The sequence below is a fragment of the Arthrobacter sp. Hiyo1 genome (assembly GCF_001263615.2).
Taxonomy (GTDB): domain Bacteria; phylum Actinomycetota; class Actinomycetes; order Actinomycetales; family Micrococcaceae; genus Arthrobacter.
In genome coordinates this window covers 274,585-285,904 of record NZ_DF952475.1, presented here as the reverse complement: position 1 = coordinate 285,904, position 11,320 = coordinate 274,585, and the positions used below count along the sequence as shown (strand labels likewise).

General features: G+C 59.3%; 10 protein-coding genes and 1 pseudogene. 8 read left to right on the top strand and 3 right to left on the bottom strand.

Features of this window, described 5'->3' with window-relative positions:
• Window positions 1-117 precede the first annotated feature (117 nt).
• Window positions 118-906 (bottom strand): zinc-dependent alcohol dehydrogenase, encoded by a 789-nt coding sequence (locus tag AHiyo1_RS20310; protein WP_253257501.1) that lies wholly within the window; start codon window positions 904-906, stop codon window positions 118-120.
• Window positions 907-1,018: 112 nt separating this feature from the next.
• Complete coding sequence (locus AHiyo1_RS20305) at window positions 1,019-1,960, bottom strand: sugar phosphate isomerase/epimerase family protein (protein ID WP_059389781.1); 942 nt, start codon at window positions 1,958-1,960, stop codon at window positions 1,019-1,021.
• Window positions 1,961-2,066: 106 nt separating this feature from the next.
• Here AHiyo1_RS20305 and AHiyo1_RS20300 point away from each other — a divergent pair, with 106 nt between their 5' ends.
• The 8 genes and pseudogenes from AHiyo1_RS20300 to AHiyo1_RS20265 all read left to right on the top strand — a co-directional run bounded on the left by AHiyo1_RS20300 (window position 2,067) and on the right by AHiyo1_RS20265 (window position 9,603).
• Window positions 2,067-2,477 (top strand): cupin domain-containing protein, encoded by a 411-nt coding sequence (locus tag AHiyo1_RS20300; RefSeq protein ID WP_059389780.1) that lies wholly within the window; start codon window positions 2,067-2,069, stop codon window positions 2,475-2,477.
• A gap of 207 nt (window positions 2,478-2,684) precedes the next feature.
• Complete coding sequence (locus AHiyo1_RS20295; RefSeq protein ID WP_059389779.1) at window positions 2,685-3,407, top strand: enoyl-CoA hydratase-related protein; 723 nt, start codon at window positions 2,685-2,687, stop codon at window positions 3,405-3,407.
• A gap of 482 nt (window positions 3,408-3,889) precedes the next feature.
• Window positions 3,890-4,807: an ABC transporter permease gene (locus AHiyo1_RS20290; protein WP_059389778.1), complete on the top strand. Its 918-nt coding sequence runs from the start codon at window positions 3,890-3,892 to the stop codon at window positions 4,805-4,807.
• A gap of 56 nt (window positions 4,808-4,863) precedes the next feature.
• Complete coding sequence (locus AHiyo1_RS20285) at window positions 4,864-5,841, top strand: sugar ABC transporter substrate-binding protein (RefSeq protein WP_172465675.1); 978 nt, start codon at window positions 4,864-4,866, stop codon at window positions 5,839-5,841.
• A gap of 31 nt (window positions 5,842-5,872) precedes the next feature.
• A complete protein-coding gene (locus AHiyo1_RS20280; protein ID WP_148667682.1) occupies window positions 5,873-7,393 on the top strand; it encodes a sugar ABC transporter ATP-binding protein in 1,521 nt (506 codons plus the stop codon).
• A gap of 93 nt (window positions 7,394-7,486) precedes the next feature.
• Complete coding sequence (locus tag AHiyo1_RS20275; RefSeq protein WP_059389775.1) at window positions 7,487-8,266, top strand: IclR family transcriptional regulator; 780 nt, start codon at window positions 7,487-7,489, stop codon at window positions 8,264-8,266.
• Window positions 8,267-8,389: 123 nt separating this feature from the next.
• Window positions 8,390-8,629 (top strand): annotated as a pseudogene (locus AHiyo1_RS28385) (NUDIX domain-containing protein); the annotation flags it as partial.
• 8 nt (window positions 8,630-8,637) lie between these two features.
• Window positions 8,638-9,603, top strand: coding sequence for an HAD-IA family hydrolase (locus AHiyo1_RS20265; protein ID WP_253257500.1), 966 nt, complete (start codon window positions 8,638-8,640; stop codon window positions 9,601-9,603).
• Window positions 9,604-9,754: 151 nt separating this feature from the next.
• On the opposite strand, the gene AHiyo1_RS27415 is transcribed toward AHiyo1_RS20265, so the two are convergent.
• Window positions 9,755-11,320 (bottom strand): type I restriction enzyme endonuclease domain-containing protein (locus AHiyo1_RS27415; RefSeq protein ID WP_253257499.1); only part of this gene is annotated, 1,566 nt, incomplete at its 5' end.

The following is an 11,320-nucleotide window of genomic DNA, read 5'->3' as shown; positions in this document are numbered from 1 at the left end:
GGGGTCGGGGGTCCACCTCGCCGGTCGCGTAGAGCTCTATGGTTTTCGCTAGGCCCGGCGATGCGCTGAGAACGCCGACGGCCGTCACGTCCTTCATGGCCAAGGTCCTTGTATCGATCAGGCTGGGGCTGCGGCGAGGCCGACGTAGACGACCCATTTCGCCGGTTCAACCAATTCGAGCGCTTTGGCCGGGAGGGTTGGCGCGTTCGAGGCATCGATCACGGCATCGAAGGGAAGTGCCGGCAGTTCGTCGGCTGCCCAGACACCGTGGAATCCCAGCGTCCGGGCAAAGTTTAGGGAGCGTTGTGTCTTGCCCATCACATGCACCTCGGCGCCTTGGGCTTTCGCGAAGAGTCCTGCGAGCAGGCCGATGGTACCGGGTCCGAGGACCAAGGCGCGGTCTCCGGTCTTGAGTGCCGCTCTCTGGACTGAGCGCAGCGCGCTGCCCCCGGGCTCGACCAGGGCGCCAAGAACTTCATCGACGCCGAGCGGGAGTTCGTGCAGCGATGTCACCGGGACTGCCAGCTGCTCGGCGAGGGCACCGGCGAAGCCTCCGCGGATGCCCACTTCGAACCGATGCTCGCAGACGTGCTGATTACCGCTCAGACAGCGTCGGCACGCGCGGCAGCCGAGCATGGTGTCGCCGGTGACACGGCGGCCGAGCCACCGGGCGTCCACGCCGTAACCGACGGCGGATACTGTTCCGCTCCATTCGTGGCCGAGCCGCATGGGGAATCGGGCGTGGCCGTCGTGGAGGTACTGCATTTCGCCGGTGAAGAATTCCACGTCGGTCCCGCACACACCGACGCGTTCGACGTCGACGACGACCTGGTCAGGGCCGGCGACGGGGGGTGCGACGTCCTGGACTTCCGATCTTCCGGGTCCGGTCAATACAAAGGCTCTCATCGGGGTTACCGCCGTGCCAGCATGGGTCGGCCTGCTGAGCCCAGGTTTTCGATGCCGGGCCTCAAAACCTCTCCGGCATGTACCTCGGTCCGGGACTCGAACCCCAGTGTGCTCATCGCTTGTCCTGCCAGTCGTCAGTTGGATAGGTCGTGACACTGGCCAAGTGCCGCTGGTTAGTGGGGGAAGCTTCGGCGGCGGGTGCTTCGTATGCGTCATGGAGCAAGGAGGCTGCCTTTTGATAGGCAAGTTTGATGTAGCCAGCTTCTCCCATGTGTTCCAGGAGCGCAGGATTCGGCACTTCAACACTGACCGGAATGGTTGGACCAAGCCTTCTCAATAAGCGAACCAGAGGAAACTCGCCATCTCCTGGCAAATCTCTCAACACACGCGATTCCAGCTCCCGGGCGGTAGCCCCCTCCCTCTGACCCATGGGATCGTTCGCCGGAATGGCTACTTCCTTCCGCTCCGCGATCGGGCCATCACTGAGCTGGAGCATGGAAAACTGCGCGAGAGGAACGTTTTCGATGTCCTCGGGCTGGCTGCCGGCTCGCTGGAAATGCAGGGTGTCAAGCATGATCCCGCCCCTGCCGACTTCAGTAACGATGGAGGACGCATCTTCGATGGTGCTCACCGCCTGGTAGGAAATGGGTTCAAGGCTTGCCCGTATACCAAATCCTTCTGCGTCTGCTGCCAGGAGGGCAAACCTGTCAATCAACCGGTCGCGTGTCCAGTCCGAACCAATCACGTTGAGAATCCTTGCTCCGAGCTGACGGGCCACATCAAGAGCGACGAGCCAATCATCCCGGCTGATTTTTGAATCAAGGCTCAACGCCTCCACGTCCAAGACCGTGATACCGGTATCTTCGAGTGCCTTCCGCGTCTCCTTAAGCAGGTACGAACCCGGGCCCATGTCATGGCGGATCTCAGAACTCGTCGCAGGCAGGAGCCGGATTCCGATACTTCGGTAGCCCGCTGTTGCAGCCAACGTAGCCATGACCGGCGGCGGGGTGCCAAGAATCGTCAGATGTGCGAGAGCAAGGGTGGGTGTCGTCATCAGGCAACCTTTATGGAATGTCGTTCCGAAATGTATCGTTGTTCCATTATCATCGTCCATAGGGCATGATGTTGTCCACATCACTACCGATATCTAAGGAGCAATCATGGGCCTGGCCCGTCACGAACTCGAGTACGGATGGCAGAACTTGCCTGGTCACCTCAACCAGGCACTCACCAAAATCCTGATCACCCGCGGTGAGAAGGATGAAGCGGGGAACGCTGCCCAAATGCAGTTCATGCAGTCCTCATACGAACCCGGCGGCTACGTGGAGCTGCATGCCCACGAGGAAACCGAGGAGATCTTCTACGTTATCTCCGGGCGGGGAAGGGCGCAGGTCGGGGACGAACTGGTGAATCTGGAGCCAGGGAGCTTTATGTGGGTACCCCCTCACACGGCGCATGGGATAACGAACTCAGGCACGGAACCCTTGAAGTTCCTCATCATTGCCTACCCCCAGTACTACACCGACTGGCAGGACCACAAGATTGCTGACGGCGCCCCTGCCGTGAAGTAGGCAGCCCGGGGCGGCATCCCTGCGGTCGGCGCGAGCGAATCCGATGGCACACCGGCGTCCGGGCGGCGGTTGGTCCGCCGGCAAACTCCGAAGCGCAACGGTGAGCCCATCTTCGAGTCATAGCCGGCCCCACGGGTGAGCGCGCACTCCGGCACCACCGATGCAACAGGGGCCCAGGCCAAGCACAGAAATGAGAACAGGACCAGAATGAACGGCAATCTCGGTATCGTCGAATCCGGCGGGATCATGAAACTTACGCTAAACAGCCCTGGCGACAGGAACGCCCTGACTGTCAAAATGCTCACGGAACTACTCAACGGAATCGACCGGGCTGAAGCTACATCCAGGGTCATCCTCATTGATTCGCTGGGGGAGATGTTCTGCTCCGGCGCCTCACTCCCCGAAGTCGCACGGAAAGGCATGCAGGCAATCGCATCTTTGTTGGTTGACGTGCAGCGCCGTCTCAGCGCAAGCCCCCTTCCCGTTGTCTCGGTCGTCCGCGCCCGCGTCCAGGCCGGTGGGTTCGGGCTTCTGGGAGCCTCAGACATCGTATTGTCAAGGGATGACGTCCTCTTCCAGTTCACAGAGGTAAGAAACGCTGTGGCCCCGGCAGTGATTTCCCTTAACATCCTTCATCGGATGCCGAGTCGCCGGGCCGCTGAACTCATGCTCACGGGACGGGAATTTGATGCGGCTGAAGCGGTGGCAGCCGGTATCGTCACTCGCACAGCAGTCGGGAATGAGATCGACGCAGCCGTAGAGGATCTTCTGCAGGAGCTCCTGTCAGGTTCCCCGCAGGGCCTCGCGGAAACCAAGCAAATTTTGAACCGTCGAATCCTCGAGGACCACGACGCACTGGGACAGCAGATGGCAGCAACAGGCGCCCGGCTTTTTAACAGCGACGAGGCTCAGCGCTTGTTGCTAGCCTGATGCCGCGGGTCCTCCAAGAGGACCTCTGAGGAAGGCATCCCTGGCGCGCGTCCACCACGGGATGGAAACAGGCCTAACCGGGAGCACCGTGCCCGCACGGGGGACGCTCAACGAAGGCTCCCCGGGTTATCGCCCCCGCATTGGACTCAAGCAACGTCGCCCATAGCACTGGGCTGACCACGGTGTCTCACCTTGGTCAGCCCAGGGAAATGTCGCGTGCGTGACTCACGGCTCGAACCGCAGCCCTCTAGACGGCGCGCAGAGTCAATGCGTAAAAAGTAGAATTCCGTTCAAAAAAGGAACGGCGTTCCATTGACAGGAACGCGCCTTTGTGCGCTTACTTGTTAGACGACGAACGATGTGAGGCGACTCACACAAGATCAACGACGATTAGGAAGGTCGGGCCGATGACTGCCTCGACGCGAAACGCAGTTGCAGAAGTCCGGGGCGAAGCCACCGTTCATTCTGCAAGGCGACAAAAAATGAAACGAAAGATTTCCGAGGCCGGCCTCTTGGGCGTAACGGGACTCGTGTTCCTTATCCTGTTTGTGGCATCGCCAAGCTTCAGGGACCCCACGAATCTCCTCAACATTCTTCAGCAGAACTCCATCTACGGCATCGTGGCCTGCGGAATGCTGGTCATGATCATTTCCGGTGGATTTGACCTCTCCGTGGGAGCTACCGGCGCCGCCGCCACCGTCGCCACCGCGTACCTGAGTTCTACCGGCATGCCGCCGTGGATCTGCATCCTGGCCGCATTGGGCGTGGGCCTGGTGGTCGGCATCGTGAACGGCGTCGTCATTGGGAGAGTGAAAATCAATCCTTTCATCGCGACTCTCGGCACTAACAGCATCATCCTTGGATTGCTGTTTGTTATCACCGGAGCCCAGCCGGCCATGGCAAAGCAGGAGGATTACTACTGGCTCGGTCTCGACTACACATGGGGGGTCCCAAATGCCTTCTTGATCTTCATGGGCTGTGCCATCCTCACATGGTTCATTCTGACCAAGACCAAGTTCGGGCACTACGTGTTCAGCATCGGCGGCAATGAGTACGCTTCCATGCTCTCCGGCGTCGGGGTAGTTAAGACGAAAATAATTGTCTTCACTTATGGAGCCGTCATGGCTTCTGTCGCTGGGCTCGTACTCATTGGCCAAACCGGTACAGGGCAGCCGGGCGCCGCCGCCGACTGGCCGCTGGCAACAATCGCGATTTGCGTTGTCGGAGGGGCTGCTCTCTCAGGAGGCCAAGGCCGGGTCCGAGACGTCGTCGTAGCCACCCTGCTGTTGGGCATGATCACCAACGGACTAAACCAGCTAGGTGTCTCAACGTATTGGCAACCGGTGGTTACCGGTCTCGTAATCCTCGTGGCTGTCGTCATGGACAGGTCCAAACGATGAAGCCAGAACCTTCAAAAACAACCGACAAAACATCCGATGAACTGCATGGAGTCAAAATGAATACCACTCGCCCCCGGAAGCCGAAGCACCTGGCCGCCACAGTCACCATTGCCTTCATGGCCGCTTCACTGCTCGCAGGCTGCGGAACCTCTGGAGGTGCAAGCAGCGCACCGGCTAAACCTCAGATCGGGGTCCTGATCAAAGACACGACCATTCCGTTCTTTGGTCGCCAAATCAAGGGATACGAAGAAGCTGCGGCCAAATACGGTATGGACGTGACTATCTACAACGGAAAATCCGACAACGCTACCCAGGTAGGCCTCATCCAGCAGCTGATCACCAAAAAGGTCGACATGATGATGGTCACCCCGGGAGATCCGCAAGCAATCAACGGCGCCCTGAAGCAGGCAGCCAATGCCCACATTCCTGTCGTTGCAGTCAACACAGAACCCAACGATAAGACCAACATTCTTTCATTCATAGGTGCCAACGACGTTGAGTACGGGCACGCTCTTGGCAAACTGGTGGCCGCGGCCACCGGAGGCAAGGGCAAGATTGCCGTTGTCCGCGGCAAGCTCGGAGATCCCGCCGACACGCTTCGACGGAAAGGCCTGGAAGAGGAACTTCAGAACACTCCCGGCCTCCAGATTGTGGCAGAGCAAGCGTCAAACTGGGACAGCGCCAAGGCCCTCAACGTGACCCAGGACTTCCTGAACAAATACCCCAAAGGTGAACTCGACGCCGTCGTCGACGTTGGACCCGACACGGTAAGCGCCGCGAAGTATGCGCACGACAACAACCGTTCCGAAATCAAGTTCATCATGGGTGACTTCCCCAGCAACGTTAAGCAGGGCATCAAGGACGGCTACATCTACGGCACCGTGAACCAGGATCCATATGAGCAGTCCGCAAAAGCAATGGAGCTGGCGGATAAGTACTTCAAGGGGGACAAGAGTGCATTCCCCGCAACCCAGTACCTTCCGTTGCCCCTGGTCACCAAGGAAAACGTCGACAACTACCCGGCTGCCTGGTGAATCCCCAGTCTTCCAATGAGAGGCCAGAACAGTGAATGACAAATCTCTAGCCCTGGAAATGAAGGGGATTTCCAAGTCATTTCCAAGCGGGCAGGTCCTCTTCGACGTCGACCTGAACGTCAGGCCAGGAAGCGTCCACGGCCTCCTGGGGCAGAACGGTGCGGGAAAAAGCACCCTGATGAAGATCCTCGGAGGCATATACCCCGACTACAAGGGTGAAGTATTCATCGGTTCGGAACCGATCAGGTTTACAAGCGTCTCCGCGGCCATGAAGGCGGGAGTTACCGTCATCCACCAGGAATTCAGTCTCATTCCCAAACTCACCGTGGCTGAGAACATCCTCCTGGGTCGCGAACCCCTCCGCGGAGGCCTGATTGACAGGAGCAAACTGCTCTCAGAAGCGCAGCACTGGCTCGACGAATTCGGCATCAGCCTGCCATTGGAGTCCCGCGTAGACACGCTCGGAGTAGCTCAGCAACAGATAACTGAGATTATGAAAGCCGTCTCCCGGAGCACACGTGTCCTGGTTATGGACGAACCCACGGCACGACTGCCGGAGCCGGATCGGGAGGTCTTGTTCGCCGTCATTCGGAAGCTGGTCGCCCAAGGGGTCGCCATTGTGTACATCTCACACTTTCTCGACGAAGTGCAGAGGATATGCGATGAAGTCACGGTGCTCCGAGATGGCCGCAAGGTGGGATTTGAACGATGCCAAGACCTGGACGTCGGCAAGATCACCAAGATGATGGTGGGCAATGTCGTCGATCGCGCTGATCCGCGAATAAGACCTGATATCTCCGATTCTGCTGTTCTCTTGGAAGCCAGGAACATCTCTCAGCTGCCGTATCTTAAATCTGTAAATCTGACGGTCCGGAAAGGTGAAATTGTGGCCCTGGTCGGGCTGGTCGGCGCAAGCCGTACCCGCCTGGCGCGATGCATCGCCGGTGCGGAGAAGCTGACAGCCGGAGAACTCAGGATTGAAGGTCGATCACTTCGTATCAGGCGTCCGGCCGAAGCTATAAGCGCCGGCATCACCATGGTTCCGGAAGATCGCAAGACCCAAGGGCTGATACTTGGACTTCCTGCATTCCAGAATTTGATCCTCACCGGCCTGACAAAACGCTTTCACCGCTACGGCATGGTCAGGAAAAACCTGGCCACCACAGTCGCCAAGGAACTATTTGAGGCCCTGCAAATTCATCCTCTTCGTCCGGAGCTACCTGCCGGATCCTTCAGCGGAGGAAATCAGCAGAAGATCGTACTTGCGAAGGCAATCGCAGCCCAAAGCCGGCTGTTGATCCTGGATCAGCCGACAGCAGGGGTTGACGTGGTCACAAAGGCGGAGATCCATACGCTGATAGATGGCCTCGCAGCGGAAGGCAAGGGAGTAATTCTGGTTTCGGACGATGTCGATGAAGTTCTGAGGTTGGCCCACCGCGTCCTTGTCATGGGCCGAGGGGAAATTGTGTCCGAACACTTGTCCGGTGACCTCAACCAGGACGATCTGAACAGTATGATCGCCAACAGCCGCGGCTCAGCTCTGTCCCGATGATTCACATTGAGGCCCACTTGGGTTGATAATGGTGTTCCGGAACTGAATGCCTTTCCAAAATAGATTTGCTGTAGGAAGAAGAGGGAAGCAGACATGGCAGGAACACTGACCCGAGGACTACAGATCCTCAGAGTTCTCGTCGGCAAAACAGAGGGTGCCGCGTTATCGGAGATCGCAGAGGCTGTGAACCTTCCGAAAAGCGCCATTCACCGGATTCTGGGAGAACTCTGCCAGACCGGTTATGTCCGGCAACAAGATTCTCTGGGGAACTACATGCTCACGATACGGTTTGTCTCCATGGGCATCCGTCATCTGGCAGCCAATGGGCTGGTTCAGCTGTCAAAGCCACAGCTCAGCGAGCTCGCCGACATATCTGGTGCACTGGTCAGACTCTCGTTGGTCGATGATGACCGGCTAATCTTTGTGAGCCAATTCCAGGGAGCCCGAACAGGCCTAAGGTACGACCCCGAGAATGGCGAGGCCGTAGGGCTCAGCAGTTCAGCTTCCGGGCACGCCTGGCTGTCGCAGGTAAGTGAAGAACAGGCGCTGGAGATCCTCTTCAAGCAGGGGATCGGTTCTAAGTCTGAACACGGTCCGAATGCCCCGGAGACTGTGGATGAATTGCTCTCGGTGCTGGCTGAAACCCGCAAGCGCGGATATGGCTCAGTCGAGGACTCGTTCGAGATAGGTACATCTGCAATAGCCGCCCCTGTGTTCGGCATGGATGGGCAGGTCGTCGCCGTAGTCAGCATCGCCGGCCCGAGCGCCCTCCTCACAACAAGCAAGCGAGAAGAACTATCGAAACCATTGCTCGACGTCACGCGGCAGTTGTCAGAGCTGGACCTCCATGCCTCAATGAGTGCCGCCGTCTAGATAGCTCTCAGCGCCGAACCCCCAACCCGAACGACGATTGAGGGACGGCGGACCCGTGTGCGGTCGGGTGGCACTTAGTTCCGGCGGTGGCCCCACGGCTGCCGCCGGACCCATCTAAAGGAAATGTTAGAAATGGCCACTCCTGATTTCGTTCTCGCTCTACGCCGAAAAATTGGAAACGACTTGCTGTTCCTCTCGGGCGTCACTGCCGTCGTACTCAAGGACAACGACGTACTACTGGTGCGCGGGGCAGAATCGGGGGCATGGACCCCGGTGACAGGCATCATCGATCCCGGCGAAGAACCTGCTGACGCGGCCGTGCGCGAAACCTATGAGGAAGCTCCATTCGAGCTGTCCCTGAGAAACTCGCGATGGTACAGGCACTTGCACCATCACAGTACGACAATGGGGATCAAGCCCAGTTCTTGGACCTCGTCTTCAAACTGCGTTGGAGAGCAGGGGCTCCCCACCCCGCTGACGGGGAAAACACCGACGCTCGGTGGTTTTCCCTCGAAAATCTCCCCGACATGCCGCAGAACATGCTGAACCGCGTTCACGCCGCTGTCGCGGATACGCCTGAGACCACTTTTTCCTGGGCCCAGCCGACAACAGTCGTTCAAGAAATCGACGAACCACGTGGGTTCTCCGCATCGGCGGCGGCGGCACTTTTCGATATGGATGGGACGTTAGTGGACTCAACGTCCGTGGTCGAAGGGGTGTGGGCTGAGTTTGCACAGCAACATCACATCAACCTGTCCGAGCTGCTGGACTATGCGCACGGCCGAAGGACGATGGAGACAGTAGAACGATTCCTTCCTGAAGGACAAAACGTGCAACTTGCCACATCCGTTCTAGATGAAAAACAACTCACACGTGTAGACGGGATCGTCGAAATTCCTGGAGCGTCGCGGTTCCTGAGGCAGCTCGCCGGATCCCCTATGGCGATTGTGACCTCAGCACCCCGCCAGCTGGCCTTGAACCGGCTACGTGCTGCCGGCTTGCACGTACCCGAGGTTTTGGTAGCCGCGGAGGATGTGAGGACAGGGAAGCCTTCCCCTGAGGGATACCTGGAGGCGACGCGTCGATTAGGCGTCCTCCCAAACGAGTGCATCGTGTTCGAGGACGCCGAAGCCGGTTTGCTTGCTGCGAATAGGTCAGGTGTTCGGCGAACTGTCGTGGTAGGTCGCCACGCGTCTTCCACCACGACGGCGCTAGATCGGATCCTCGACTACACAAACATTTCAATCAACCGGAACGGGCGAACGACGACATTCACGCAGAAAGCAGAAAGCCATCCCCGAAGGCGTCGACATGTCATACCTTTCGAGCAGTGCTGAGGAAAGCACAGTGCTGATACCGGCTTCTAGTCTCCCACGCAGTTGACCCTACCAACGGTGATCCGTTGACTCCCATCTCTAACGGGAGAGGAACGACCACGGACAACGGGTGGTCCCGCGAGGCTGCGTAAGCAATCAGGAAAGGCGCTAATCACGAGCGTGACAGAGGAACCCGAGAAGAAATCAACCGCGGCGCCATCGATTCCATTTGTTCCATGACCAATTTAATGGCATCGGGCTGCTTGTCCGGCGGATACCCGTTGATCACCAGGAGCCGTTTGATGGATGCGCGAAGTTTCGCCCGGACGTCGTCCCGAACCGTCCAGTCAGTGCGCACGTCGCGTCGCATGACGCCAACGAGCTGCCGAGCGATCTCGGCCAGCTTCCCTTCGCCCTGAACCTCCACTGCGGACTCGTTCTGGGCCACCGCGTCGTAAAACGCCAGCTCATCGGAGTTCAGCGGGGGAGTGAACTGGGTACCGCGCTGCCCCTCGACCGCCACTTCGCGGGCCAGCTCCACCAGCTCCGCTATCACCTCCGCGGACGTGAGCTGCTGGTTGGTGTATTTCTTCATCAGCTCGCTGATCCGCTCGGAAAATGCCCGCTGCCGGATCACGTTGTTCCGGGTGGAAGACGCGGACTCATCAGCGATCAGTTTCCGCAGCGCCTCAATGGCCAACTGAGGGTTCCGCGCCTGCTGGGTCTTGGCAATGAACTCAGGCGTCAGGTCATCCAGCGACGGCTTGGGCATGCCTGCCGCCTCATAGATATCCAACACCTCTCCGGACGAAGTTGCGGAGGCAATCAGCTCTCCCAGCAACCGCTGGATTTCCTCCGGCACCGGCTCGCCGCTGGCTTGCCGGTCGGCGGCGTCGTACTTTGCCATCCAGACGCGGATCTCTTCGTACACCTGGATCTCGGGCCGCAGCCCGGCCAGCGTTTCGGACCCTGAGCAAAGGGCCCAGGCCCGGGACAGCTGGCTGGAGAACCTGCGGTACTTCGCGGCCAGCGACTCTTCGCCGTCGGCGGGCTGGTTGCCGGGCGTGCCGGGACTCCGCAGGTAACTGACGGCACCGGTGACGGCGTTTAGGAATGCCTTGGGCCCGCCCTTTATCAGCACGGCCTTCCAGTCGTACCCCGCAAGCAGCTCTTGCAGGGAGTCCACGAGCGAAAGCGTCACGCCGATGGCCTCGTCAATGTTTCTTCCCACCGGCTTGTTCGTGCGGTCGGACTGTGTGTACTCGCCCAGCGCCTTGGCCAGGTTCTCCGCCAGCGGCGCGTATGCCACCAGCAGCCCGTCCTGCTTGCCGCGGAACGTGCGGTTCACGCGGGCCAGCGTCTGCATCAGCAGCGCGCCCTTGAGCGGCCGGTCCAGGTACAGGGTGTGAAGCGGCGGGGAGTCGTAGCCGGTGAGCATCATGTCCTTGACGATTACCAGTTCCAGCTCGTCGTCGACGTCCTTGAGTCGCTCCTTCACGGTGGCGTTCAGGGAGTCGCGGCGCACGTGGTCGGAGACCGGCGGCACGTCGGACGCGGTGCCGGAGTAGACCACCTTGATCTTGCCTTTCGCGAGGTCATCGGAATGCCACTCGGGTCGCAGCTCCACAATCGCCGTGTACAGCTTCGCGCAGATTTCCCGCGTGCCGCCCACGATCATCGCCTTGCCCGGCGCCTCGATGAACTTGCCCATCCGGCGCGGCGGGTTCTCCCAGTGCGC

Coding starts and splice junctions, on each gene's coding strand:
- AHiyo1_RS20265 (WP_253257500.1), top strand. CDS start 8,638: ATGGTACAGGCACTTGCACCATCACAGTACGACAATGGGGATCAAGCC.
- AHiyo1_RS20300 (WP_059389780.1), top strand. CDS start 2,067: ATGGGCCTGGCCCGTCACGAACTCGAGTACGGATGGCAGAACTTGCCT.
- AHiyo1_RS20290 (WP_059389778.1), top strand. CDS start 3,890: ATGAAACGAAAGATTTCCGAGGCCGGCCTCTTGGGCGTAACGGGACTC.
- AHiyo1_RS20305 (WP_059389781.1), bottom strand. CDS start 1,960: ATGACGACACCCACCCTTGCTCTCGCACATCTGACGATTCTTGGCACC.
- AHiyo1_RS20310 (WP_253257501.1), bottom strand. CDS start 906: ATGAGAGCCTTTGTATTGACCGGACCCGGAAGATCGGAAGTCCAGGAC.
- AHiyo1_RS20285 (WP_172465675.1), top strand. CDS start 4,864: ATGAATACCACTCGCCCCCGGAAGCCGAAGCACCTGGCCGCCACAGTC.
- AHiyo1_RS20295 (WP_059389779.1), top strand. CDS start 2,685: ATGAACGGCAATCTCGGTATCGTCGAATCCGGCGGGATCATGAAACTT.
- AHiyo1_RS20275 (WP_059389775.1), top strand. CDS start 7,487: ATGGCAGGAACACTGACCCGAGGACTACAGATCCTCAGAGTTCTCGTC.